Origin of the sequence: Pseudomonas sp. SW-3 (assembly GCF_016615645.1) — a bacterium.
GTDB classification, from domain to species: Bacteria; Pseudomonadota; Gammaproteobacteria; order Pseudomonadales; family Pseudomonadaceae; genus Aquipseudomonas; species Aquipseudomonas mandelii.
On record NZ_CP067098.1, the window covers coordinates 3,455,453 to 3,481,641 of the forward strand.

At 59.0% G+C, this 26,189-nt stretch carries 20 protein-coding genes; 10 read left to right on the plus strand and 10 right to left on the minus strand.

Going from position 1 to position 26,189, the window contains the following annotated elements; all coding sequences use genetic code 11:
• Nucleotides 1-14: 14 nt before the first annotated feature.
• Together speB and JIO00_RS15425 are read right to left on the minus strand one after the other, a co-directional pair.
• Nucleotides 15-974, minus strand: coding sequence for an agmatinase (gene speB, locus JIO00_RS15420; protein ID WP_200666180.1), 960 nt, complete (start codon nt 972-974; stop codon nt 15-17).
• A 16-nt stretch (nt 975-990) separates the two neighbouring features.
• A complete protein-coding gene (locus tag JIO00_RS15425; protein WP_083376674.1) occupies nt 991-2,082 on the minus strand; it encodes a polyamine ABC transporter substrate-binding protein in 1,092 nt (363 codons plus the stop codon).
• Between the two features lie 101 nt (nt 2,083-2,183).
• On the opposite strand from JIO00_RS15425, the gene JIO00_RS15430 reads away from it, so the two are divergent.
• The 3 genes from JIO00_RS15430 (at nt 2,184) to JIO00_RS15440 (ending at nt 5,312) form a co-directional block, all read left to right on the plus strand.
• Nucleotides 2,184-3,077: a LysR family transcriptional regulator gene (locus JIO00_RS15430; RefSeq protein ID WP_010460591.1), complete on the plus strand. Its 894-nt coding sequence runs from the start codon at nt 2,184-2,186 to the stop codon at nt 3,075-3,077.
• Nucleotides 3,078-3,296: 219 nt separating this feature from the next.
• Nucleotides 3,297-4,769, plus strand: a complete 1,473-nt coding sequence (locus tag JIO00_RS15435; RefSeq protein ID WP_200666182.1) for a nucleobase:cation symporter-2 family protein — start codon at nt 3,297-3,299, stop codon at nt 4,767-4,769.
• Nucleotides 4,770-4,826: 57 nt separating this feature from the next.
• Nucleotides 4,827-5,312: an LEA type 2 family protein gene (locus JIO00_RS15440; protein ID WP_010460595.1), complete on the plus strand. Its 486-nt coding sequence runs from the start codon at nt 4,827-4,829 to the stop codon at nt 5,310-5,312.
• Between the two features lie 203 nt (nt 5,313-5,515).
• Here the strand turns inward: JIO00_RS15440 and JIO00_RS15445 are convergent, their stop codons facing one another.
• Nucleotides 5,516-7,798 (minus strand): heavy metal translocating P-type ATPase, encoded by a 2,283-nt coding sequence (locus JIO00_RS15445; RefSeq protein ID WP_200666184.1) that lies wholly within the window; start codon nt 7,796-7,798, stop codon nt 5,516-5,518.
• Between the two features lie 223 nt (nt 7,799-8,021).
• Entirely contained in the window at nt 8,022-8,948 is a 927-nt protein-coding gene (locus tag JIO00_RS15450; RefSeq protein ID WP_200666185.1) for a universal stress protein, read from the minus strand.
• A 224-nt stretch (nt 8,949-9,172) separates the two neighbouring features.
• On the opposite strand from JIO00_RS15450, the gene JIO00_RS15455 reads away from it, so the two are divergent.
• Nucleotides 9,173-9,703, plus strand: coding sequence for a GNAT family N-acetyltransferase (locus JIO00_RS15455; RefSeq protein WP_200666187.1), 531 nt, complete (start codon nt 9,173-9,175; stop codon nt 9,701-9,703).
• A 290-nt stretch (nt 9,704-9,993) separates the two neighbouring features.
• A complete protein-coding gene (locus JIO00_RS15460) occupies nt 9,994-11,361 on the plus strand; it encodes an erythromycin esterase family protein (protein ID WP_077747783.1) in 1,368 nt (455 codons plus the stop codon).
• Between the two features lie 16 nt (nt 11,362-11,377).
• On the opposite strand, the gene JIO00_RS15465 is transcribed toward JIO00_RS15460, so the two are convergent.
• Genes JIO00_RS15465 through JIO00_RS15475 form a run of 3 tightly spaced genes read right to left on the minus strand, consistent with a single transcriptional unit; the run spans nt 11,378 to nt 13,676 of the window.
• Nucleotides 11,378-12,034, minus strand: coding sequence for a dienelactone hydrolase family protein (locus tag JIO00_RS15465; RefSeq protein WP_200666189.1), 657 nt, complete (start codon nt 12,032-12,034; stop codon nt 11,378-11,380).
• Nucleotides 12,027-12,734 carry a phosphoribosyltransferase gene (locus JIO00_RS15470; protein WP_145307725.1) on the minus strand — a complete coding sequence of 236 codons (708 nt, stop codon included), beginning with the start codon at nt 12,732-12,734 and terminating at the stop codon, nt 12,027-12,029. Before JIO00_RS15470 ends, JIO00_RS15465 begins: the two co-directional genes overlap by 8 nt.
• Nucleotides 12,735-12,791: 57 nt before the next feature.
• Entirely contained in the window at nt 12,792-13,676 is an 885-nt protein-coding gene (locus JIO00_RS15475; RefSeq protein ID WP_200666191.1) for a universal stress protein, read from the minus strand.
• A 347-nt stretch (nt 13,677-14,023) separates the two neighbouring features.
• Between JIO00_RS15475 and JIO00_RS15480 the strand changes: the two genes are divergently transcribed.
• From JIO00_RS15480 to JIO00_RS15490, 3 genes are read left to right on the plus strand one after another with little or no spacing between them, the layout of a single operon-like run.
• Nucleotides 14,024-14,590 (plus strand): phosphoribosyltransferase family protein, encoded by a 567-nt coding sequence (locus tag JIO00_RS15480; protein ID WP_200666193.1) that lies wholly within the window; start codon nt 14,024-14,026, stop codon nt 14,588-14,590.
• 38 nt (nt 14,591-14,628) lie between these two features.
• Nucleotides 14,629-15,594: a ribose-phosphate diphosphokinase gene (locus tag JIO00_RS15485; RefSeq protein ID WP_083376665.1), complete on the plus strand. Its 966-nt coding sequence runs from the start codon at nt 14,629-14,631 to the stop codon at nt 15,592-15,594.
• 52 nt (nt 15,595-15,646) lie between these two features.
• A complete protein-coding gene (locus JIO00_RS15490; RefSeq protein WP_197678990.1) occupies nt 15,647-16,195 on the plus strand; it encodes a flavin reductase family protein in 549 nt (182 codons plus the stop codon).
• A 135-nt stretch (nt 16,196-16,330) separates the two neighbouring features.
• On the opposite strand, the gene glgP is transcribed toward JIO00_RS15490, so the two are convergent.
• Both glgP and ppsA read right to left on the minus strand, forming a co-directional pair.
• Complete coding sequence (gene glgP, locus JIO00_RS15495; protein WP_200666195.1) at nt 16,331-18,832, minus strand: alpha-glucan family phosphorylase; 2,502 nt, start codon at nt 18,830-18,832, stop codon at nt 16,331-16,333.
• A 65-nt stretch (nt 18,833-18,897) separates the two neighbouring features.
• Complete coding sequence (gene ppsA, locus JIO00_RS15500; protein WP_200668642.1) at nt 18,898-21,324, minus strand: phosphoenolpyruvate synthase; 2,427 nt, start codon at nt 21,322-21,324, stop codon at nt 18,898-18,900.
• A gap of 297 nt (nt 21,325-21,621) precedes the next feature.
• On the opposite strand from ppsA, the gene JIO00_RS15505 reads away from it, so the two are divergent.
• Both JIO00_RS15505 and JIO00_RS15510 read left to right on the plus strand, forming a co-directional pair.
• Nucleotides 21,622-23,049, plus strand: a complete 1,428-nt coding sequence (locus tag JIO00_RS15505; protein ID WP_154504789.1) for a bifunctional enoyl-CoA hydratase/phosphate acetyltransferase — start codon at nt 21,622-21,624, stop codon at nt 23,047-23,049.
• Nucleotides 23,046-24,248, plus strand: coding sequence for an acetate/propionate family kinase (locus tag JIO00_RS15510; RefSeq protein WP_200666197.1), 1,203 nt, complete (start codon nt 23,046-23,048; stop codon nt 24,246-24,248). The genes JIO00_RS15505 and JIO00_RS15510 overlap by 4 nt, the downstream gene beginning before the upstream one ends.
• Before the next feature lie 117 nt (nt 24,249-24,365).
• Here the strand turns inward: JIO00_RS15510 and polX are convergent, their stop codons facing one another.
• Nucleotides 24,366-26,186, minus strand: a complete 1,821-nt coding sequence (gene polX, locus JIO00_RS15515; protein WP_200666199.1) for a DNA polymerase/3'-5' exonuclease PolX — start codon at nt 26,184-26,186, stop codon at nt 24,366-24,368.
• Nucleotides 26,187-26,189 lie beyond the last annotated feature (3 nt).

Consider the following 26,189-nt stretch of genomic DNA (forward strand, 5'->3'; position numbering starts at 1 on the left):
CACAAGAAGGCGTCTTACCGGTCTATTTTGTGCCTGGCCGCATACAGGCACAGCATCTCCATCGCCAATGTCGCCGCCGCCAGTGACGTAATGTCCGCATGGTCGTAGGCCGGCGCGACTTCCACCACGTCCATCCCCACCAGATTGATCCCGCGCAACCCGCCGAGAATCTCCAGCGCCTGCACCGTGCTCAAGCCTCCACACACCGGCGTTCCGGTGCCCGGTGCGAACGCCGGGTCGAGGCAATCGATATCGAACGTCAGGTACACCGGGTTATCCCCCACCCGCGCACGAATCGCCTCGACAATCGCCTCACACCCTTGCCGATGCACCTGCCGCGCATCCAGTACCTGGAAGCCCTGGTGATCATCATTGGTGGTGCGCAAGCCGATCTGCACCGAGCGCGACGGATCCACCAAACCTTCCTTGGCCGCGTGCCAGAACATTGTCCCGTGATCGACGCGCTTGCCCTCTTCGTCCGGCCAGGTATCGCTGTGGGCGTCAAAGTGAATCAACGACAGGGGGCCATGTTTGCGCGCATGGGCCTTGAGCAGCGGATAACTGACGAAGTGGTCACCGCCGAAGGTCAGCATTGCGCAACCGCCGTTCAGGATGTGCTCGGCGTGGGCCTCGATGCTTTCCGGCACCGCGTGCGGCGAGCCGTAATCGAAGGCGCAATCACCGTAGTCGATGACCGCCAGATGATCGAACGGGTCAAACGTCCATGGCCAGTGACGTTCCCAGGCAATCCCGGTCGATGCGGCGCGAATGCCGCGCGGGCCGAAGCGCGCACCGGGACGGTTGCTGGTGGCGGTGTCGAACGGCACACCGCTGACCACCACGTCGACGCCGCGCAAATCACGGCTGTAGCGACGACGCATGAAACTGGTGATACCGGCGTAAGTACTTTCGGCGGCAGTACCAAAGAGGCTGTCGCGGGTCAGGGCCTGATCGTTTTGCATCGGGACGTCCATGGGATCTCCTTATTATTTATTGGCGGCTACGGAAAGTGGTCCACAGACGAGTGCGCGAGCGCATGTCCTTGAGGCTCATGCTGCGGTCGGCGTACAGCCGTTCGCGGGTGTCGGCCAGGGGGTAGATGTCCGGGTCGGTCCGCACGGCTTCGTCCACCAGCGGCGTCGCTGCACGGTTGGCCGTGGCAAAGAACAGCGTGTTGGTCAGCGCCGCGACGGACTCGGGGCGCAACATGAATTCAATGAATGCCCGAGCCGCTTCGGGGTGCGGCGCGTCCTTGGGTATCGCCAGGTTGTCCTGCCAGACCAGCGTGCCTTCCTTCGGAATCCGGTAGGCCACCTCGAACGGTTTGTTGGCCTTGCGCGCCTGGTCGGCGGCCATGCTGGCGTCGCCGTTATAGGTCAAGGCCAGGCACACGCTGCCATTGGCCAGATCGCTGATCTGCCGCCCGGTGGCGACGTACAGCACATTGGGCTGCAACTGATGCAACAACGCCTCGGCGGCGGTCAGATCTGCCTTGTCGGTGCTGTAGGGATCTTTACCGAGATAGTGCAACGCCAGGCCAATCACTTCCTGGGGCGAATCGAGAATCGCAATGCCGCAGTCCTTCAGCTTGCCGGCGTATTGCGGTTTGAACAGCAGATCGAGGCTGTTGAGCGGCACACCGGGCAAGCGTTTTTGCACCGCCTCGACGTTCATCCCCAGCCCCAGCGTGCCCCAGGTATACGGCACGCCATAACGATTGCCGGGGTCGACGGCCGCCAGTTTTTCCAGCAGGTCCGGGTCGAGGTTGGCGTAGCCCTTGAGCCCTTCGTGGGGAATCTCCTTCAGCGCACCGGCCGCCAGACCACGGGCCAGCACGCTGGAGGACGGCACCACCACGTCATAACCGCTGCCGCCGGTGAGCAGTTTGGTTTCCAGCACTTCCGAAGAATCGAACGTGTCGTAACGCACATGAATGCCGGTTTCCTTTTCGAAATGCTGCAGGGTTTCAGGCGGCACGTAATCGGCCCAACTGTAGAGGTTGAGGGTTTTTTCCTCTGCCTGGGCCGACGCGGCCATGGCGAGAAAGAGCGCGGGTAAACCCAGTTTGAATACGGGAGCCATGACGAACACCTGACCAGAGGAAGTGGTTGCAGCGTGCGCCCTCGGATACATTGGCGAAATACCAAGTTTGTTAACCTGACTTTATTGCGGAGTAATGTTTGATGCTCGGTCAACTCCACGACCTCGACCTGCAACTGCTGCGCCTGTTTGTTCGCGTGGTGGAATGCGGCGGGTTCAGCGCAGCGCAAGGTGAACTGGGGTTGAGCCAGTCGAGCATCAGCCAGCAAATGGCCAGACTCGAAACCCGGCTCGGCTATCGTTTGTGCAGTCGCGGCAAGGGTGGATTCCGGGTCACGCCCAAGGGCGAACAGTTGCTGAGCGCGACGCGCGGGCTGTTTGAATCCATCGAAGCGTTCCGCCATCAATCCAACGGCGTGGCGGGTCGGTTGATCGGCGAAGTGCGCCTGGGTTTGTCCGAAGCGCTTGATCAATCGGTGCTGCAAAAAGTCGCCGATGCCATCCGTCGCTTTCGTGAACGGGACGAATCGGTGCGCATCGAGTTGATGAGCGCCATGCCCGGCGAAATGGAACGCCTGTTGCTGCAACAACGGCTGGACCTGGCGATCGGCTATTTCTCCCAAGTGCAAAGCGCATTTGACTACCGCGAACTGTTCAGCGAAACCCAGCACCTGTACTGCGCCCCGGGTCATCCGTTGTTCACCGACGACGCGCCGGACGATCTGGCGTTGCAGGCGTGCGACCGGGTCGATCATCCCTATCGTTTTCTGCGCAGTGACGAGCCGTTTCAAGGCAAATTATGTTCGGCACGGTCCGAGCAGGTCGAAGGCACCCTCGCCTTCATCCTGTCCGGCAAGCATGTCGGCTATTTGCCTGAACATTTTGCCCGCAGCTGGGAAGACAAAGGTTTGCTGCGCGCCGTGCGCCGGGATGACCTGAGTTTTGATGTGGCGTTTCATCTGGCGCGCCATCGTGCCCAGGTGCCGGGGGATGCGCAGAAAGCCTTTGAAGAAGACCTGCTCGCCGCGTTTGAATGAACACGTACGGACCTGTGGCGAGGGAGCTTGCTCCCGTTCGGCGGCGCAGACGTCGCAAGATCTGCACACAAGGTGTGGTTGAAGGAATGCCGGGGGCCGCTACGCAGCCCAACGGGAGCAAGCTCCCTCGCCACAGCTCCGTGTGTATCGTTTGCCCTCGGTGCCCGCTGCTGGCATCCTGCGCCTCCATTTTTTGACCTGGCCCCTGGCGCTTTCCTCGTGACCTCTTCCGAACACGCAAAACCCCAGCCCCGTTCCGACCTGATCTACGGCCTCAACGACCGCCCACACCTCACCGCCACGGTCTTCGCCGCCTTGCAGCATGTGCTGGCGAGTTTTGTCGGCATCATCACGCCCACCCTGATCATGGGCGGCGCTCTGGGCCTGCAAAGCGAAGTGCCGTACCTGATCAGCATGGCGCTGTTTGTCTCGGGCCTGGGCACCTTTGTTCAGGCGCGTCGGTTCGGCCCGATCGGTTCCGGCCTGTTGTGCCTGCAAGGCACCAGTTTCTCGTTCATCAGCGTGATTCTCAGCGCCGGGTTCATGGTCAAGGCCCGGGGTGGCGGCACCGATGAAATTCTCTCGACGATTTTCGGCGTGTGCTTTTTCGCGGCATTTATCGAAGTGGTGTTGAGCCAGTTCATCGGCAAGCTGCGGATGCTGATCACACCCGTGGTGACCGGCACCATCATTACCCTGATGGGGCTTTCGCTGATCAAGGTCGCGATGACCGACATCGCCGGCGGCTTTGGCGCGGCGGACCTTGGCGCGGCCAGTCATCTGGGGTTGGCGGCGTTGGTGCTCGGCACGATCGTGGTGCTGAACCGGGTCGATGTGCCGTTCCTGCGCCTGGGGGCGATTGTCATTGGCCTGACCCTCGGTTACGTCGTGGCCTGGCTGATGGGCGACGTCAATTTCGCCAGCCTGCCCGACGTGCCGCTGATGAGCGTGCCGGTGCCGTTCAAGTACGGCTTCAATTTTGACTGGGTGGCGTTTGTGCCGGTGGCGGTGATTTTCCTGGTGTCGCCGCTGGAAGCCGCCGGTGACCTGACCGCCAACTCGATGATTTCCCGGCAACCGGTCAAGGGTCCGATTTACATCCGCCGGATCAAGTCCGGCCTGCTGGCTGACGGCCTGAACTCGGCCATGGCGGCGGTGTTCAACAGCATGCCGATGGTGACCTTCGCGCAAAACAACGGGGTGATCCAGCTCACCGGCGTGGCCAGCCGTTACGTGGCGTTCTTCATCGCCGGCCTGCTGGTGTTGCTGGGGCTGTTCCCGATGATTGGCGCGGTGCTGCAATTGATGCCCAAACCGGTGCTCGGCGGCGCGGAACTGGTGATGTTCGGCACCGTGGCGGTGGCCGGCATCAAGATCCTCGCCGAGGCCGGTCTGCATCGGCGCAACATGCTGATCGTGGCGATTTCCATCGGCATGGGCCTGGGGGTCGCAGCGGTGCCCGAAGTGCTGCGCGAGCTGCCCAAGGCGCTGCACAACATCTTCGAATCACCGATCACCGTCGGGGCGTTGTGCGCTATCGTGCTGAACGTCTTCCTGCCCGAGGAATTCATCGAGCTGGAAGAGGACGATTTCGATCCGGAAGCGTCGATCTTGCAGGTCATGGAAAACCCCGATGTCCCGGCCAAGGGTGAACCCCCACGGCCTGCGGCAGTCGCACAGTTGAACCGCTAGAAAGCTCGAGGGCTGAGCCCGTGGCGGCTCAGCCCTTTTCTTTATGAGAGTGTCTACATGCGCAGCGTCCACGCCGTCATCCTTTCTCTGCTGTTGCTCTCCCTGAGCGCCTGCGCCCTCTTCCCTCATCGCGATCCGTTGAACATCAACGTGGTCGGCATCGAGCCGCTGCAAAGCCAGGATATGGAAGTGCGCTTTGCCGTAAAGATCCGGGTACAGAACCCCAACGAAACGCCGATCGACTACAACGGCGTGGCGCTGGATCTGGAAGTCAATGGCCAGCCACTGGCGTCCGGCGTCAGCGATCAGTCGGGCTCGATTGCACGCTTTTCCGAAACCGTGCTGAGCGTGCCGGTGAGCGTTTCGGCGTTCTCGGTGTTACGCCAGACGTTGGGGCTGAGCCAGACGCAGACACTGAATAATCTTCCCTACGTGTTACGCGGCAAACTGGCGGGCGGCTTGTTTGGAACGGTGCGCTTCGTCGACACCGGAAAACTGAGCTTGCCGGGGTCGACAGCCGGAACTCGGTCATACCGACAATGAATATCCCCTGTGGGAGCGAGCCTGCTCGCGAAGGCGGTGTGTCAGAAAACACACGCATTGACTGACACTCCGCCTTCGCGAGCAGGCTCGCTCCCACAGGGGTGATGTTGTTCAACCAGTGACGGTTATGCGGTGCAACGGCCCGGGCCGGGCGCGCGTAGTGACTGATCCCGTCGTAGTCATAACGCGCGCGACTTGATCTTCTAGCGCCAATCCAGATAACGAAACAGTTCCTCCTCCTGATCAAAGTGCAGTCGCACGAGGGTATCCAGACGAATCAACTGATGCTGGATCTCATCAGCAGATGCCGTTGCGGGGTCGGAACTGAAGTCGCTACTCATGCGCGCCAGTAAATGGATAAGACGAAAAATCTCCCGGTGAGCGTGGCTCATAGCCGACATCGGGTCCTCGCCCGGCATGCTTCGCGTCAGCAGCGGGTACAGTATGTTTTCATCTTCGTGTTCATGCTGCGCCAGTGATGTTTGCAGCTTGTCGACCAGTTGCACCAGGTCGGTCTGTGCTTGCGCAAGTGGGCGCCGGGCGAAGTCATTGGCCAGTTGGTGCAGATCGCTCAGTACGGTGGAGAGTTGCTGGTGTTCATCTTGTAGGCGATCGATATGTTCTGCGGCAAGCTTTCGTTTCCTCAGCACCCACAACGGCCTCAGTGCCCGCAAGGCGTTAAGGATAATCACCACGTCGATACCCTCCTGCACCACGGCGCCAATCAGCGGCGGCAGGTAACCGAGGGCCGCCACCGCCATGGCCAGCAACGACATCCCCATGCCGACCAGCACACCCTGGCGGGCGATGTAGCGGGTGCGTCGGGCAATGTCCAGCGCCTCTACCAGACGATCCAGCCGATCCACCAGCAGCACAACACCTGCAGCTTGTGCAGAAGCAGTGGCACCGCTGGCCCCCATGGCTACGCCGACGGTGGCCGCCGCCAGGGCCGGGGCATCGTTGATGCCATCACCGACCATCAGTGTGCTGGTGCGCAGGCAACCTTCCTGTACAGCACGCACTTTATCCTCAGGGGTCAACCCGGCACGCAGCTCGTCAATCCCGGCAGATAGCGCAATCATCTCGGCGGTTTCCAGGCGATCCCCGGTGAGCATGACTATCTTTTCGATGCCCCTATTACGCAGTCGATGCAGAGTCTGTGGCGTTTCGCGCCGAACCTTGTCCGAGAAAACCAGCAGGCCCGCGAGTTGCCCATCCACGTCGATGAAGCTTCCACTGCACGCCAGGTAATCCATGTGGCGCAGCATGGCGGCGACCCAGTCAGTTTCAGGGGCGTCTTTGTGAGCGAAAGACAACGAGCCGAAACGCACCTGCACGCCATCGACTTGCCCACAAAGTCCGGAGCCTGGGCTTTCTTCTACTTCCTGTGGGACGCTCAGAGGCAATTGACGCTGATGCGCCGCCTCAACGATGGCCTGGGAGACAGGGTGCGTCGAGGCCTGCGCCAGCGAAGCGGCCAGGCCAAGCAGGCGCTGCGGATCGACCAGTCCGTTGACCTCTATCGACTGCAGACGGGCATGGCCGCTGGTCAGCGTGCCGGTCTTGTCGAGGAACACCTGCTTGACTCCGGCCAACGCTTCCAGGGTCACGCCGTCCTTGATCAGTATCCCGCGCCGCGCTGCCCTGGAAATCCCCGACATGATGGCAATCGGTACGGCCAGAATCAAAGGGCAAGGTGTGGCCACCACCAGTACCGCCAGCGCTCGCAAAGGATCACCACTCAATTGCCAGGCCAATCCGGCAATCAGCAACGTCAGCGGGATGAAGAACAATGCATAGCGGTCGGCCAGGCGCACGAAAGGTGCGCGTGAACGACGTGCCTCCTCGGCCAGCCGCACTATGCCGGCATAGGTACTCTGCGCGGCCGTTCGCGTGGCGATTATCAGGATGGGCGCACCGACATTGGAAACGCCGCTGGGCAGTTGCTCTCCTTCTCGACGGGTGACGGGCAACGACTCACCGCTGAGCGCCGATTCGTCCAGAATGGCCGCAGGACTTAGCAACCGACCGTCGACCGGTATCACCTCCCCCAGCCGCACCAGCAATGTCTGATTCAGCTGGACCTGCTCAACGGGGATCTCGCGCAAGCCGCCCTCCTCCTGCAGCCAAGCAAAACGTGGCGCCCGGTCGATGAGCGCACGAAGCTCACGGTCGGCGCGTTGCTTGGTGAAAAACTCCAGGGTCCGTCCGGTCGCCAGCATTAAGGCAATCACCGCTGCCACCAGTGTCTGATCAAAGACCAGGGCGGCAGTGATCGACAGCAGCGCGATCAGGTCGACACCGGCCTCGCGCCGGGCCAGGCGCCTGACGATTTCAAGGAGCAGTACCGCAGCCATCACCAGACTTCCGGCGGCCCAGCACCTCGATGCCCAATCAGGTGCTTGCGCAACATACGCAATGCCGCCGGCCAGCAGCGTCAGTGCGGTGAGCAGCAACAGAACAGGGTCCAGCCACTTACTGAGCATCGAAGTGAGTTCCTCAAAAGCGATTTGCAGGCCTCGCTGTAAAACAGCTGTCGCTCATCGAGGTATAGCTTAGGACTCGAATGTTTTTCGTGTCCCCGGCGCGCCGCAATTTCAGCGCTGGACACAACAGAAGTCGCGGTTGTGCCCGGACGAACCAGGTGTAAACCTATTTCAGGACTAGACAGTGCAAAAGGCTGAAGCAAGGCGTGCGTTAACGCTGCGATCACATGTTCTCTTCGACACACGAATCTGATTGTCTGACCGCCAGAATGCTGCCCTGCAACGAATACAGCGCGCGCTCCATAGTGCTGCCGATGAATCGATTAGTACCCACCCGATGCAAGGTGCCCATCACCACGACGTCAGCCTGGTAATCATCGACAAATGCACTGATCACCGGCATCGGCAGCCCCATGAAAAAATGCCGGCGCTCTGGAGCAATGCCATAGCGCTCAGCCAGGGTGTTGAAGGCCTGATAAAGGGACGCTCGCAACTCATCCATGAAGGCCACATTCCAGCAGCCGGTGATCAGCGGCGTATCGCCATTGAATGCAGGCGATAAGTCATAGGCGTAAAGCAGGTGCAGCGATGCGTCGCATTGCACGGCCAGCGTATGAGCTGCCTGAATAATGGCATCGTTCACATCACGGATTTGTGTGACCGTATCAAACAGGTCCACAGCGGCGACGATCTGATGAGGCAACTCATGATGGACCTGGTTGACCAAGTGCAACGCAACGGGACACCCGCGCAGCAAATGGTAATCCAGAGGTGTGACGAACACCCGTCCAAGTACCGGGTCCACCGTGACATCCTTGATGACCAGGTCGGGCTTGAGCTCTTCTACACATTTCAAGATGTCGAGCAGTGGATTGCAGGTGAAGACAACTTGCACGTTCACCTCCAATCCCTGCGCATTGAGACGCTGAAGCGTCAGGTCCCTCCAGTGGAGATAATGATGCTGATATCGCTGATCCCCCTCCTCGTCTTTGTTCTCTTCCCACACATGCGCCATGGGCGCGGGTTCGATAAAGGCTCGTACGTCCAGCATGGCTCCACTGGCCCTGGCCAGGGCGATGGCACGCAGCAAGGCTGGGGCCTCTTTGAGGTTTGGGTTGGCGATCAGCAGCAAGCGTTGATAGTGGGCCATGACACACCTCGTCTATACACCGGCCCATAGCTTGGCCATGTTCAAAGACTGCGCTCGTTGCGCCCTATGCCTGTTTGATTTACATCAAATCCAGGCAATTGAGTGCACTGTCACAAGAGATCTGATCCAGATCATATTCAGGCGCAGTCAGCGGAGTAGAAAGAAGTGAATCGCGAGATTTGCCACTGCGCGCCAACCTATGAAGACGGCTGGAGGATCGCATCATGCTCACTGTCAAAGACCATAATGATCGGGCCTCTGAAGCCTATTCCAACGTCACTGGGAAATACTGGATCGAAGCGCTCAAGGATGGTCGTCACGTGTTGATCCGGCAACTGACGGAAAAAGACCGCGAGCGAGAGTACCGCTTCATCAAACATCTGTGCCCTGAGTCCCGGCACATGCGCTTTCTCATGCAGAGCAGCGAACCCGGCAACAAGCAGTGCCTGGCTTACATCGCACTGGTCCACGAAAATGGCCAATTGATCGAGATCGGCGTCAGCCGGTATGTCGCCACGGGCGAATACAAGTGTGAATGTACGGTGACAGTCGCCGATCAATGGAAGCGTCTGGGTTTGGGTACGCTATTGCTGGAACATTTGATCACGGCCGCGCGCAAGAACGGTTTTCACCAGATGTATGCGCTCGACGCCTCCAGCAATGCCCCGATGCGCGACCTGGCCAGATCACTGGGCTTCGAGACGCGCGACGATCCCTACGATACCCGTCAGGTGATTCACTGCCTGTACCTGTAAAACAACGGGGCTGTTGAAGCACCTTGATCCGGCGACTCATATAAGCGGCCTATTAACCCGCCAGGCGAGGAATCTGGCCCCCGACACCTTCTCTCAAGCCTTTGCACCCTTTATTGACGAAACTCAATTGTTCATCTGGAGCAAGGCGTAGGAATAATCAAACAGGTGATGAATCGACACAAAAGTTTGCGTTTAAACACAATGTGTCGAGGACCTGCGGATCGATCTCCGGCGGTTGTGCGCAAGCGCAATACCGCTGGCGGTAACCCACCCTTACGGGGACGACGGTCATGAACACACCCTCCCAAGACATGCTGGATAACCTGTATGGCTCACCTCGGCACATTGACCAGGCTGCCATCGCACCGCTTCTGCGCCAATACGCTGAGCCTCTGCCGGCGCTGGACTCATCCGCCTTTGGTGAAATGTTCGATCGCTATGCGGATGCGCGCGTGGTGATGATTGGTGAGGCCAGTCATGGCACCAGTGATTTTTATCGAACCCGGGCAGCGATCACCCAAAGGCTGATTGAGCAACACGGGTTCAACATTGTGGCCGTTGAAGCCGACTGGCCGGACGCCGGCCATGTCGACCAGTATGTCCGGGGGTTGGCACACTCGGCGTGGAAACGTCACATCTTCAGCCGATTCCCGACCTGGATGTGGCGCAACACCGACGTGAGAGCATTCGCCCACTGGCTGCATCTCTACAACCACACCCTCGCCACTGAACGTCGCGTCGAGTTCCGCGGGCTGGACGTATACAGCTTGCGCAACTCCATCCATGAGGTGCTGAGTTATCTGGACCGGGTCGACCCACAGCTGGCCCACGAGGCCCGGCGGCGCTATGGCTGTCTGACCCCTTGGCAGGATGATCCCGCGTTGTATGGTCACTTCGTCGAACGTGCCGGCTTGATGCCTTGTGAGCAACCGGTGATTGAACAGCTCGACGCCATGCTGGCCGAACAACTGGCCGGGCTTATCCAGAACGACGAGGCCTTCTTCAATGCGGCGCAAAACGCTCGGGTGGTGCAGGCGGCGGAACAGTATTACCGTGCGATTTATCGAGGGTCGACCGCCTCATGGAACCTGCGTGACCGGCACATGTTCGACACACTTCGGGCACTGCTTGAGCACCGCGGTCCACAAGCCAAAGCCGTGGTCTGGGCGCACAATTCTCATATCGGCAACGCGGCTGCGACGGAAATGGGCTGGAAGGGTCAGTTCAACATCGGTCAGCTGTGCCGCAGTGCTTATGGGCGCGATGCCGTACTGATCGGTATGAGCACCGACCGTGGCCAGGTGGCCGCAGCCGATGACTGGGACGGCGACATGCTCATCAAGGACATCCGGCCCTCTCGCCCGGACAGTTGGGAGCACCAGTTCCTCAAGGCGGGTGTGCCGGCGTCATTGACCGACTGGCGAGACCCAACGCGCAAAGCGCTGCGCCGGGTGCTGTCCAAACCGTTGCTGGAACGGGCCATCGGGGTGATTTACCGCCCTGAAACCGAGCGTGGCAGTCACTACTTCGAAGCGACGCTGGCCGAACAGTTCGACGCCATGATCTGGATTGAACAGACCCAACCCGTGACAGCACTGGCGCTACCGAAAAGCCAGAGACTCGAACCGGAAGACGAAACCTATCCGTTTGGCGTGTGAGGCCGGTCAGGCGTTGTCAGGCGGGGTCGTGCAAATACTTCTCGAACCAGTCGCCAGCGAGTCTGGCGACTTCTTCAAGGGCTCCAGGTTCTTCGAAAAGATGAGTCGCGCCCGCCACAATTTCCAGCTGCTGCTCACACTGCAAGGCCTGACTGCTTTGATCATTCAGTTCGAGCACCACTGGGTCCTGGGCGCCTACGATCTGCAAGGTGGGTGCCCTCACCTGCGACAATGCCGCCCCCGCCAGGTCGGTGCGCCCTCCGCGGCTGACCACCGCGTGCACCACCTCCGGGCGCACGGCCGCCGCCAACAACGCCGCCGCAGCACCGGTGCTTGCGCCGAACAGACCGATTCGCAGCGAGTGCAACTCCACGTCCCGACCGACCCAGTCGATGACGTCCACCAGTCGCCTGGCGAGCAAGGCAATATCGAAACGCAGCTCCCCGGTGAGGTTGTCCAGGCGTTGCTCTGGCTCCGTGAGCAGGTCGAACAGCAGCGACGCCAGCCCCCGCCGGGCCAACGACTCTGCGACAAACTGATTGCGTGGGCTCAGACGGCCACTGCCGCTACCGTGCACGAAGATCACCAGACCGTCAGTCTGCAGCGGCAGACGCAGATCGGCCGATAACTCAACCTCTCGCAATTCCAGCTGTCGAGATTGAGGCTTAATCATCGAAAGGCTCCCGCGAGGCGGAATCCGTGGCGGCTTCTCGCTGCCAGGCCCGTTGCAACAAATCAATGACTTCTTCGTCCGAGGTCTGGGGGAAACTCAAGTACCAATACCCGATCGACATCATCCATTCAGGTATGAGTGGGCAGATCACCTCATCGACTTCGAAGCTCAGCGTGTCCACCGTTTCCCGCGGAGCAACCGGCACGGCAACGACGATACGAGCAGGTGCCTGCATACGCACCGCGCGGATCGCCGCCATCATCGAGGCGCCCGTCGCCAGGCCGTCATCCACCAGAATCACCACCTGCCCCTTGAGCTGCAAGGGTGGCCGGGCGCCCCGGTACAGGTGCTCCCGCCGCTGCAATTCCCGTGTTTCACGCGCGACCACGGCGTCGAATGCGGCCGGGGAAATCGGGTGAGCCCGCAGCGCTTCTTCATTTCGGATCTGGATACCGCCACTGGCGATGGCGCCCATGGCGAACTCGGGGTTGGACGGCACGCCCAGTTTGCGCACCAGCATCAGGTCCAGGCGCACGTCCAGGGACTTGACCACTTCATAGGCGACCGGAACGCCGCCACGGGGCAAGGCGAGGACGATGACATCGGGTCGATGGGCGTATTTGAGCAACGGTTCCACCAGACGTCGACCGGCTTCTGCCCGGTCCTCCAATGTGGTTTGTAATGAGGGGCTTTGACTCATGAAAAACCTCCTCAGGCGATGACGCCTGTCGTTTCGTTACACCATGGCCTTGTCCGGCTAGACCGCCAGAACACTGCAAGGCACCTGGTACAGAATATGTTCGGTCGTGCTGCCCAGCAGCTTCTCCAGGCCGTGGTACTGGACTCGGCCCATCACGATCACATCCACCTGCTGCTCGTTGGCAAAATCGCTCAACGCCGCGACCGGATGTCCGAGAACAAAATGCCGACGGTCAGAGGGGACGCCGTACCGACCGGCCAATTTGCTGAACGATTGTTCCTCGGTGGTGCGCAACTCTTTGGTGATGTCTGGAAGCGCCAGCCCCCCCATGTCTGCCAGATAGACCCCTGAAAGATCGCAGGCATACAGCAGGTGCAGTTCGGCATCGCACTGCAACGCCAGGTTGGTGGCTTGCTGAATGATCCGCTCGTTCAGCTCGCTGTCCGCAGGCGCCGCATCCGACGCGTCAACCGCCGCCACGACCTTGCGCGGCAAGGCATGACCACCGCCGCCCACCAGATAGACCGGTATCGGGCAGTGGCGCAACAAATGCCAATCCAGCGGGGTGAAGAATGCGCGTTTGAGCGCTGATTCGTGCTGCACTTCTTTGATCAGCAGGTCGGGCTGCATTTCCGTGACGTGATCAAGAATGTCTTGCTTCATGTCGTCGGCCCACATCACCTCTGTCGTCACTTTGAGCCCCAGCGCATTGAGATTGGTTGCCTGGTTTTTCAGCCAGTCGCGATGGTCCTGAAGGTAGCTTTCCCGGGCTTTTTCCTGCACGCCTTCGTCAAGCAGTGACAGTATCTCCAACGGTTTTACAAGCGCAGCAATATGCAAGCTCGCGCCGCTGGCCTTGGCCAGAGCGGCCGCATGGTTTATCGCTGGGGAATGGCGCAGGGCCGGGTTGATGATGAGTAACAAGCGTTGATATTGGCTCATGATCTGACTCCATACAGGGGGACTCGACGTCCATCGCTGCCCCATTGCTGAGACTAGTCGTAACGCCTGCGCCGGATCAGGCACCCGCGTTGATTCAGCGTCCTCTGTTGATGTCGCCCTGGCGTTGATTTATATCAAATCCCCGCGTAACGCCGTTCATTGGACCAATGCGGGTCATGGATCGGGCTTTCATTTCACCGTACTTGATCAATATCAACAGGGCCGGGCCGAGCAGGATTACGTTGGCAAAATGGGACGGCATGTTTGCTGTGCTCAGGACTTTGATGCTTGCCGGTTCCTTGATGGTGTGATGCCCCCACCGCACCGGCTTTCGACAGGAGACGGCAATGTCGACCCAACTTGCGAGTCAGCGGTTGCGCTTGTACGACAGCGATGAACTCGATGGCGTGCTGAAGGCGATGGCGCGCCAAGCGGCGATATTGTTGCCGCCCGCTCAATCGGCACTGATTGGCATCCAGCGTCGCGGCGAGCCGCTGGCACAGCGCTTACAGCAGCATCTTTCGCGTCAGACCGGCCAGCCAGAACTGCCACTTTACCCCCTGAAGGTCAAGCGTTATGCCGATGACCTCAAGGTCCTGCATGCACAGACGGAATTGACTGAGAACCCACTTCTGGGCGAGCTGGACCTTGCCAATACCACCCTGCTTGTTGTCGACGATGTGCTTTTTGAAGGCCACTCCCTTCTGCGCACCTGTGCCTATTTGGCGCAGCTGGGCGCTCGTCGGGTCTACACTGCGGTATTGGTTGACCGGCATGTTTGCCAGCAACCGATCCGTGCCGACATTGTCGGCGTGCACCTGCAAGTTGCCGCCCATGACATCGTCGAATGCAACGTCCCGCCCTACGAAATGGAGTTCTGCATTGAAGTGTTGCGGCATGGTGCTGTCCGATGACGGCGCAACTGTTCGATAAGCCTCAAAGGAGCCAATGCATGCTCACCGACCGCCCGCTTCTTTTTGCCCTGCAAGGCAGTGAGCACTATGCAACCCGCGTCGCGCAGCGGCTTGGCTGCCAACTGGCCCTGCATGAAGAGCGCGACTATGAAGATGGCGAACATAAATGCCGACCGCTGGCGTCGGTTAACGGTCGCGAGGTCGTGGTGTTCCATGCTTTGTATGGAGATGACCGGCAGAGCGCTAACGATAAGTTGTGTCGCCTGTTGTTCTTTTGCGGAGCACTCAAGGATGCCGGCGCTCGCCATGTGCAGGTCGTAACACCCTACCTCTGTTATGGACGCAAAGATCGTCGCAGCCAACCTCAAGACCCCACGATCACCCGCTACCTGGCGGCCATGATTGAAGCCTGCCACGTTGATCGTCTGGTTGCCCTGGAGGTGCATAATCCGGCCGCGTTCGACAATGCCTTTCGCATTCCGACGTGGAACGTGCAGTGCACAGAATTATTTGCCGAGCATTTCGCCAGGTTCGTCGGCGACGCCGACGTGGTGGCGGTGTCCCCGGATTCCGGTGGTGCCAAGCGCGCCGAACAGTTTCGTCAGGCCCTCGAACGACATCTGGGACGCTCAGTGGGCAGTGCGCTGATGGAAAAGCACCGTGCTCACGCGACGCTGACAGGCGCCCTGTTGGTGGGCGACGTATCGGGTAAGACAGCCATTGTTTTCGACGATCTGATCAGTACCGGTGAAACGCTGAAGCATGCGGGCCTTGCCTGTCAAAAGGGTGGAGCCAGCCGATTGTTTGCCGCGGCGACCCATGGTTTGTTCACGGCGGGCAGCCATCTGTTCGACAAGCCGCTTTTCGAGCACATTGCGATCTCTGACAGCGTGCCTCCATTTCGCCTATCCCCCGAGTGCGTGACGCAGCACGTGCACGTAATCGACAGCACCGCCCTGATAGCCACCTTGCTGGCTGAAAGTGGAGCATTCGATACCGTTTGAGCAGATGAAGAGGCCGATCAAAGACAATGGGGAGTGCCTGACGTTGAAAAAGATGAAAATCAACACAGCATTCACACTGATGGAGCCAGGCCCGGTGGTCTTCGTCACCACAAATGATGGCCGCAAGAACAACATTATGACCATCTCGTGGACCATGGTGATGGGCTTCACGCCGATTTTTGCCATCACCACCGGGCCCTGGAACTATTCGTACGCCGCGCTTCTGAAAACCAAGGAGTGCGTCATTTCAATCCCCACTGTCGATTTGATCGATTGCGTTATTGGTGTGGGAACCTGTTCTGGTGCCGACACAGACAAGTTTGCAACCTTCGGATTGACGCCCGTGAAAGGCAAACATGTCAGGTCACCCTTGATTAAGGAATGCCTGGCCAATATCGAATGCAAGGTTGTCGATATCATCGAGAAACACAACATTGTTGTCCTCGAAGGCCTCGCCGCCTACATCGATGAGTCACGCAAAGAGACACGAACCCTTCATTCAGTGGGTGATGGTTCCTTTGTCGTGGACGGACGCAAACTGGATAGAAGAGAAATGATGCAGTCGAAGCTACCAGAGGGTGTCCAGGTGGTTAGTCAATGATAATGAGCGCCACCGGCGTCCACTTGGCAGGCAATGAACAGTCATCGACGAGTCACTGACCTGGTGCGTTCCCGAGCGTTAATAAAAGCCTTCCGGGTAATACGTTGAGACCTGTCAGGTGAAGGCGAGCCAGCGTCAACGTTGCCACGCAATAAGTGCATTTTCCGCTGGCAGAAAGGCGTCTGAGTGCCAGGCGCGTACCCGAGGGGTGTAGCCATCCACGGGCCGCGTGGCAGCGACCGAGGTGGAAAAGATATAGCCTTGGATGGCGCCGGGTATGGGGCCGACAGCGTTCATCGGCAGGCATTCTGCCGGGTGTCCATCGCACGGGGCGGCATAGAGTTCCACCCTTACCCACTCCGGTGCGATCTCCCCCAGATAGACCGGCACGCTGATGTACAGCCACTCGCCGTCGTGTTTCGCATCGACCGTGCCGAAATGTATGTTGTCCCATCCCAAGGCAACCGCCTTGTGCCAGGCATGAAGCCCACGTGCGAGTTCAGCCTTATCCTTGCTACGGCGTCGGAACGCCTGGATCGCCGGTTGGTAACAACAACCCAGGTATTCGAGCAGCATGCGATTGCTACTGAATTGCGGCCCCAGTTGCGACATGCTGGCGCGCATGCGTTGCACCCAGTCTCGTGGAATTCCCTGCGTGTCGCGTGTGTAAAAGGTGGGCACTACTTCTTCTTCGAGCAGGCGGTACAAGCACTCGGCGTCGGCTACATCGTCGCTGGGGGCGTCGTCGCCGATTGCCCAACCGCAGGTGGGCTGGTACGCCTCCGCCCACCAACCGTCCAGTTGGGACAGGTTAAGTCCGCCATTGACCAGAACCTTCATCCCACTGGTGCCACAGGCTTCCCATGGTCGTCGCGGTGTATTGATCCAGACATCGACGCCTTGCACCAGATGTTGGGCCTGTTCAATGTCGTAATCCTCCAGGAACACGACATGCCTTCGCAGATTTGGACGATGAACAAACTCCATCCATGCCTGGATCAGCTGCTTGCCCTGCTCGTCACTGGGATGGGCTTTACCGGCGATGATCAGTTGGACGGGTCGATGCTCATCGGTTAGCAGGCGGCTCAGGCGCTCCGGGTCATGCAGCAACAAATTCGGTCGCTTATAGTCGGTGAATCGCCGCGCGAAGCCGAGCGTAAGGCAATTGGGATCGAGCACCTGCGCGGCTTCTTCGACCCGCTGAGGTGACTCGCCACGCTGTCCAAGGTGCCATGCCAAACGGTGACGCGTGTAATGCACCAGATCGCGGCGTTGCTCGGCGGCCATCGTCCACAAGGCCCTGTCATCACTGTGGGAGACCGTCCCTGAGAGAGACTCCACCGTGCCGAGCCAACGTTCCTTGCCACAGGTGCTAGTCCATAGGTGATCGGACCACACCGAATCCCAGGATGGCACATGGACGCCGTTGGTAATGTGCCCCACAGGTATCTCTTGAAGCGGCCAGCGTGGATAAAGATCACTGAACAATTGACGGCTGACCTCGCCATGCAAACGACTCACGGCATTGCACTGGGCGCACCCACGCAATGCCAGAAAAGCCATGTTGAACGGCTCATCGTCGTCCGCCGGATCACGCCGGCCCAACGCAAGCAGCTCGCGCAATGAAATGCGACAGTCTTCGAGATACTCACGCGCGTACTTGTAAATGAGCGAGGGTGGAAATAAGTCGAAACCCACAGCCACTGGCGTATGCGTTGTGAATACGTTACCTGCACGCGTTGCCCACCATGCTTCCCAGAACGATGTACCCATCTTGTGCATAAAGCGACGGGCACGTTCCAGCACAAGCAGTGCGGCGTGACCTTCGTTAAGGTGGCACACGTCAACGTCGATACCCAGTGCGTCGAGTACCGCCCAGCCACCAATGCCGAGCACCACTTCCTGGAGCAAACGCATTTCCGAGCCGCCGCCATACAACTTAGAGGTGATACCGCGGTCGGCGGGCCCATTGCGCAGATCGTTACTGTCCAGCAGATACAGGCGCGTACGTCCGACAATGGCCTGCCATATACGCAAATACAAAGTGCGACCGGGAAGTTGCAGCACGATTTTCAGCCAGGCGCCGTCATTTCCGATCGTTGGCTGAATCGGCAGGCTGGTGGCGTCGTTGTAAGGATAGGCCTCATGCTGCCTTCCTCCCGCGTCGATGTATTGCCGAAAATAGCCTTCCTGATAGAGCAAACCCACCCCAAGTATCGGAACGCCCATGTCGCTCGCCGTCTTCAGGTAATCTCCTGCAAGCACACCGAGTCCGCCAGCGTAGAGCGGAAAGGCCTCACTCAAACCGTACTCCATGCTGAAATAGGCGATCCGCGCCGAATCCCTGGCCCCTTGCTGCTGTGCATACCAGCCTGAGTCGTCGAGATAACGCCGATGCTCTGCGATGGCGTGCGCCAGTTTCTGCGAGAAGTCAGGATCTCGGCAGAGTTCGTCAAGACGCTGCTGCGAAGCATTCTGCAGAATCATCCACGGATTATGGGTACGCACCCAAAGTTCTGGGTCAATCGATTTCCACAGGTCGTCGAGTGCATGATTCCAGGTCCAGCGCAGGTTAAGCGCGAGGTCGGTCAGTGCGCAGAGTTGCTCCGGCAACTCACGTGGCAAGAAGGCATACACGTCGACACCTCAAAGTAATCGGCAGTTTTTCGGATCTTGATCAGGCGTGCCATGAGGCAACGGTTTTACGGTGTGCGATTAAGTGACAGGCGCTTTTCCACCGCCAGAACATGCCGAGTCGTGGCGAGCACTGCATCCGGATTGAGGCTTATCGAATCGATGCCAATTTCCACCAGAAATTCAGCCATCTCAGGATAGTCAGACGGCGCCTGTCCGCAAATACCGGAGTGGCGGCCGTTACGTTTTGCTCCCTCCACCGCCAGGCGAATCATCTGTTTAACCCCCGGATCGCGTTCATCGAAATCGAAGGCGACGATTTCCGAATCGCGATCCACGCCGAGCGTCAGCTGGGTCAAGTCATTGGAGCCGATGGAGAATCCGTCGAACAGTTTGGCGAAGGCGTCGATCAGGATGACGTTGTTGGGGATCTCGCACATGACGTAGACCTCCAGTCCGTTTTCTCCGCGCTTGAGGCCATGGCTGGCCATCGCTGCCAATACCTTTTCGCCCTCCTCCACTCTGCGGCAAAAAGGGATCATCAACTTGACGTTAGTCAGGCCTATCTCGTCGCGCACCCGCTTCATTGCCGCGCATTCCAGCGCAAAACCTTCGGCATAGGCACTATGGGTATAACGGGACGCCCCACGAAAACCGATCATCGGGTTATCTTCTTCCGGCTCAAAATACTGACCGCCCAGCAGGGTCGCGTACTCGTTGCTTTTGAAGTCGCTCATGCGCACTACGCAGGGTTTCGGATACACCGCCGCCGCAATTGTGGCCACGCCTTCGGCCAAGGTCTTGACGAAAAAATCCGCAGGATCATTGTAAGCAATGCTCAGGGCCGCGATCTTTTCACGTGTTGCGTCATCCACCTTTTCCGGGTGTACGAGCGCCATCGGATGCACCTTGATGTATTCATTGATAATGAATTCCATACGCGCCAGACCAATGCCATCCACCGGTAGCGAGGCAAGACTAAAGGCCTGATCAGGATTGCCCAGGTTCATCATAATCTTTGTTTTTGGATGTCCCAGCTGGCTGAGATCGGTGTGCTGAATGTCAAAACCCAGAATGCCTTCATAGACATTTCCGGTTTCGCCTTCGGCGCAGCTAATGGTGATCGGTGTGCCGGTTTCTATTTTGTCTGCCGCGTTTGCGGTTCCCACGATGGCGGGAATGCCCAGTTCACGCGATACGATGGCGGCGTGGCAAGTACGTCCGCCCCTGCTCGTCACGATAGCCGCGGCGGTCTTCATGACAGGTTCCCAGTCGGGTGCCGTGGTATCTGAGACCAGCACCTCGCCCGGTTGAAAATCACTGAGATGCTTGGCATCGTTGATGACACGCGCCTTGCCGGCGCCAATTCTGGTGCCGACCGCCCTGCCCTTAAGCAGCACTGTCGATCTTTGCTTGAGATGGTAAATCTCAAGCACGCTGCCTTTCTTTTGCGACTCCACCGTTTCCGGTCGCGCCTGCACTATATATAACCGGCCATCGATGCCGTCTTTGGCCCATTCCATATCCATGGGTTTGTAAAAACCGGCTTTGCCCGAATAGTGGTTTTCAACCTTGATGGCATAGTCGGCCAGCACCATCACATCCGCATCAGAGATGCAGAAGCGGGTTCGTTCTTCGCGGGGCGTGTCAATATTCTTGGTGTATTCCACCGCGATAGTGCCGGTATTGAGCTCGCCGGCAAAAATCATCTTCTTTGCTTTGCTACCCAGGCTGCGCTTCAAGACAGCACGATAACCCTGCAGAAAGCTGGGTTTGTGCACATAGAAACTGTCGGGGTCTATCGTGCCCTGCACGACATTCTCGCCGAGCCCCAGCGCGGCATTGATGAAGACGACATCCCTGAAGCCTGTTTCCGTGTCCAGCGAAAACATCACGCCACTGGCCCCTATATCGCTACGCACCATCTTCATGACCACGACGGCGAGATAGACCTTGTAGTAATCAAAGCCATTGTCGTATTTGTAGTGGATGGAGCGGTCGGTAAAGTTGGACGCCAGGCAACGTTTGTAGGCATCGAGCAGATCACCGTCAGTGGCGATGTTGAGATAGGTATCGTTCTGCCCGGCAAATGAGGCCTGCGGCGAATCCTCGGCGGTCGCCGAGGACCGCACCGCCAATGAAATGTTTTCGCCGTATTCCTGTTTGAGTTGGGCATAACTTTGCAAAATCGCCGTCTTTAGATCTTCCGGCAATGAACAGCCATATACGATCGCCCTCGCCTTTTTCCCCCGCGCCTGCAAATCCTTGATGTTGTCGGGGTCGAGTCCGTCAAGTGCCGCATGCAGAGGCTGCCAGGCGCCATTGTGATCAAGCACATAACGATACGCCTCAACGGTGATGGCAAAACCGTTGGGGATGCATACACCCTCAGTCGTGAGGTTCTGGTACATCTCACCCAGCGAGGCGTTCTTGCCACCGACCAGCGATACATCGTTGATACCCAGCTCTTTGAACCAGCGGATATGTGAATGCATCACGATATTTCTCCTTTTGATGGGGGGAGACTGTGTCGGCCGCTTCTATTTGATATAGAGCTTTATGGCTTGATGCCGCCTGCGTGTGTTGATTTAGATCAATGAGCGCCCTTTGAGCAGTAATAGCCGGGAGTATCAGCCCGCTTTTTGATGTATGCAGAGGGCGTAGCTGGACGAGAAGTACCGCCGCTACCAAGACCTCACCGTCCGCAATGGCAGCCGGCTCTGGTCACCTGCGCCGATTGAGCGTTGAATGATGTAGCCGAGCCGTCCGCCATCCTATTCAGGATCAAACCCATGACCCGTTCTGTTCCTGTAAACGCCGACGATCTGGAGCGACTGCATAATCGATCGTTCGAGGAAATCGTCATCGGCGAGTCCGCCTCTCTGGAGCGCACCCTGACAGCTCAAGACATTCAGCTGTTCGCACTGGTCTCGGGCGATGTGAACCCGCTGTACGTCGATCCGGAATTTGCTGCCACCACCCACTTCAACACTGTTTTCGCCCATGGCATGTGGGGGGGAGCGTTGATTTCGGCGTTGATTGGTACGCAGTTGCCAGGGCCCGGTTCGGTGCCCTTGGGGCAAACCCTCAAGTTCCTTGCCCCGGTACGCATCGGTGACACACTGACGGTCTCGGTGACGGTTACTGCTCGCGACGTAGCGCGGTATCTGCTCACGCTGGCCTGTACCGGCATCAATCAGGAAGGCGTGGTCGTGCTGGAAGGTGAATCCCTGGTCCACGCGGCCGGCGAGCATATCGATGTGCATCGAGCCAGCCTGCCGGGCATAGAGCTGCGCCACAGCGCCGACGGTCTGAATCGTTTGTTGCAAGCCTGCCAGACGCTGGAACCGATCCGCGTTGCGGTGGTACATCCATGCGACGAGGTGAGTTTCGAGGCGGCCCTTGATGCCCGCGATGCTGGGTTGATCGACCCGATCCTGATTGGCCCAAGAGCCAGACTCGAAGCGTTGGCGGCCAAGGGCGGCCACGACCTTTGCGGTCTCACCATTGAATACGTGCCCCACAGCCATGCTGCCGCCCTGCGCGGTGCGCAAATGGCCCGTGATGGTCTAGTCGAAGCGTTGATGAAAGGTAGCCTTCACACCGACGAATTGATGTCCGCCGTGGTGCCGTCGTCGGCGCTACTGCGTACCAAGCGGCGCATCACCCACTGCTTCGTGATGCAGACGCCTTTTTATCCGCGCCCCTTCATCATCACCGATGCAGCGATCAATATCGCGCCGGCGTTGGTCGACAAAGTGGACATCGTGCGTAACGCCATCGATCTGGCACATATCCTCGGCGTCAGTAATCCCCACGTGGCGATTCTCGCTGCCGTGGAAACGGTGAATGCCAACATGCCCGCCACCCTTGATGCCGCAGCGCTGTGCAAAATGGCTGATCGCGGCCAGATCACTGGCGCCGTCCTTGACGGGCCGCTGGCGTTCGACAACGCCATCTCCCTGGCGGCGGCGCGTATCAAGGGCATTCACTCAGCTGTTTCCGGTAAAGCCGACATTCTCGTCGTGCCTGATCTGGAAAGCGGCAATATGCTCGTCAAGCAGCTGGAATACCTGGGCGGTGCCTCCAGCGCGGGTATCGTGCTTGGCGCCAAAGTGCCGATTGTCCTGACCAGCCGCGCCGACTCCGTCGAATCGCGCATCGCGTCCTGCGCCATCGCCGCGCTGGTCGCCCATCACTATCGGGTCACCCCGCCATGAACGACACGGATAACGGTGAAGTGATTCTGGTCCTCAATGCGGGGTCGTCGAGCATCAAGTTCGCCCTGTTCGACGCCACCTGCAGCCCTTTGGCTCGCACACCACTGTGGCGCGCAAAGGTCGACGGCATCACGGGGCCAAACTCGGTGGTCAGCGAAAACGGCGGCGACGATCAGCCACTGACCCTCGATGCAAAACATCCTTATCACGATGCCCTTGGGTATATTCGTGAGCGGTTGCGAACTCAACTGGTAGGCCGTTCGATCAGGGCCATCGCCCACCGCGTCGTGCATGGAGGGATTAAATACTCCAAACCGGTATTGATCGACACGCAGGTGCTGGCCGACCTTAAAAGCTACATCCCGCTAGCCCCTCTGCATCAGCCCTTCGCACTGGAGGCCATCGAAACGCTGCTGCAAACCCACCCCGACCTGCCACAAGTGGTGTGTTTCGATACCGCCTTCCACCAGACCCTGCCAGACGTGGAGAAAATCCTGCCACTGCCTTGGTCGGCCTGGGAAAGCGGCTTGCGTCGTTACGGGTTTCACGGACTTTCCTATTGCTATCAATCCATTGCGCTCGCCGAACGTTATGGCGATCAGGCGCGCGGCCGGACGCTGGTCGCGCACCTGGGCAGCGGTGCCAGCCTGTGCGGTATGCGGGACTTGAAAAGCGTCGCCACCACCATGGGCTTCTCAGCGCTGGACGGTTTGATGATGGGCTCCCGCTGCGGGGCGCTGGACCCTGGCGCGGTGATTTTCCTGATGGAAATCTGGAAGCTGAGCCTGGAGCGGGTCAGCCATATTCTGTATCACGAGTCTGGCCTGCTGGGAGTTTCCGGCATTTCCAGCGACCCGCGCGAATTGCTCAAAGTCGAAGCCACTGAGCCTCGCGCGGCCATGGCCCTTGCGTTGTACCTGCGCCGCTTCATCCACGAAGCCGGTGCCCTTGTCGCGGCACTGGGTGGTCTGGACATGCTGGTGTTCACGGCAGGTATTGGCGAACACAACGCGGCGATTCGCTCTCGTATGTGCGCTGGCCTGCAGTATCTGGGTGTCGAACTGAACGAAACGGCGAACCAGGCCAATGCCTCAGTGATCTCGACCTCGGCCAGCCGAGTCAAGGTGGTGGTCGAGGCCACCAACGAAGAATGGGTCACGGCGCTCGATGCCCTGCGCCTGACAGAGCCAGCCAATTAGCAAGTTCGATCCGCCCCGCGCCTAATCCCCTGAAGGATTCGATGGCTCGCCGACAAGCTCAAATGAGGTGCCGATCGTGGGGCTGCCCCGGGCAACAAGGCGCTCTACGGCCTGACATCAGTTTTGTGCGCTTTGAGGGCGACCGCCACCGCCATCGCGTAAAAACTTCTTGAGTGAGGTCAGCGAACGGGTATTGAGCACATCGTGTTTTTCCAGCCAGGCTCGACGCGCCTGAGCGACGCCGTAGCGCAAATAGGAAAAATCCGCGGCGCGATGGGCGTCCGAATTGATGCTGATGAGCACGCCTTGATCCTTGGCGTATTGGCACTGAAGGTCAAACAGATCCATGCGCTGGGGCTGCGAGTTGAGTTCCAGGCAGCAACCACGCTCTGAGGCTGCCTTGATGATTGCAGGCAGGTCCATGTTCAGGGGCGCGCGTTCATTGATCAACCGACATAGGGGATGTGCCAGTACGCTGAAGTAGCGATGATCCATGGCCCTGAGCAGGCGTTGGGTTTGTTGATGCAGCGTCAAGCCGAAATGACTGTGGACGGCGCCCACCACCAGGTCCAGGCGCCCCAGAATGTCATCTGGCAGATCCAGGCGACCGTCTTCGAGAATGTCGACCTCAACGCCCTTGAGCAAGGTCATGCCCTGCAAGCGGGCGTTGAGCGCATCGATCTGGTCGATTTGCTTCAACAATCGATCAATGTCCAGGCCATGGGCCACCCTGAGGGACCGGGAGTGGTCGGTAATCGCCAGGTATTCCAGTCCGGCGTGCTGCGCCGCAAATGCCATCTCTTCCAGGCTATTGCCTCCATCCGAGTCACGGGTATGAGCATGCAAGTCACCTTTGAGGTCGCTCAACTCAATCAGCCTCGGTAAACGACCTGTCAGTGCCGCCTCGACTTCACCGCGATCTTCGCGCAGTTCCGGCGTGATCCATACCAATCCCAAGGCCTGATAAACCGCCACCTCGGTGGCACGGGCCACGCATTCTTCGGCCTTGAACACCCCATATTCGTTGAGTTTGAGCCCCAGCTTCCGGGCCCTCTGGCGAATCGCGATGTTATGCGCCTTGCTGCCAGTGAAATACACCAGAGCGGCGCCAAATTGCGCCGGCTTTACAATGCGCATATCCACTTGCAGGCCTGAGCCCAGCACGACGCTGGCACGCGTGCGCCCTTTAACCAACACGGTGGAAATCTCCGGGTGCTTGAGCAAGTGTGCCGTGACATTCACAGAAGGCGCTGCGGCCACGAGGAGGTCGATATCACCGACAGTGTCGCGCATGCGACGCAGGCTTCCGGCCACCGTCGCTTCCTCGATACCCGCAAGCTGCTGCAAGTATTCGATCAGACGGTGCGCCACGGGCTCGACAAACGCCAGCGGCAAACGGCGATCGCTTCCAATCCCCTTCTGCGCGGCGCTCAACAGCCGCGTTTCCATCTTTTCGCCGAAACCGGGCAGATGGCGAATGCGCCCCTGTCGAGCAGCCTCGCATAACTGCTGCGCGGTTTCGATCCCCAGATCGTGATACAGGTGCCTGACGCGTTTGGGGCCCAATCCGGCGATGGACAACAGTTCAACCAATCCGGGCGGCAATGTCGAACGCAACCGCTGGCGCAAAGCGCAATTTCCGCAGGTAACGATTTCGTTGATCTTGCCTGCCAGATCAACTCCAATACCGGTCAGTTTGGGCAGTGGTTCGCCACGCGCGATGATCTCTGCCAGCTCAAAGGTCAACGCCCTCAAGGTGCGCGCCGCATTACGGTAGGCCCGGATCCGAAAGGGGTTGGCGTCATCGATTTCCAGCAGATCAGCGATTTCGTCAAAAACCTCGGCAATTTGATCATTGCCAATCAGCCGCCTGTCCTTGAGCGAGGCCGATAGCCAGTCTGGTAACGGTTCCTGAGGCGGTACGGCGGTGAGCTTCATGGC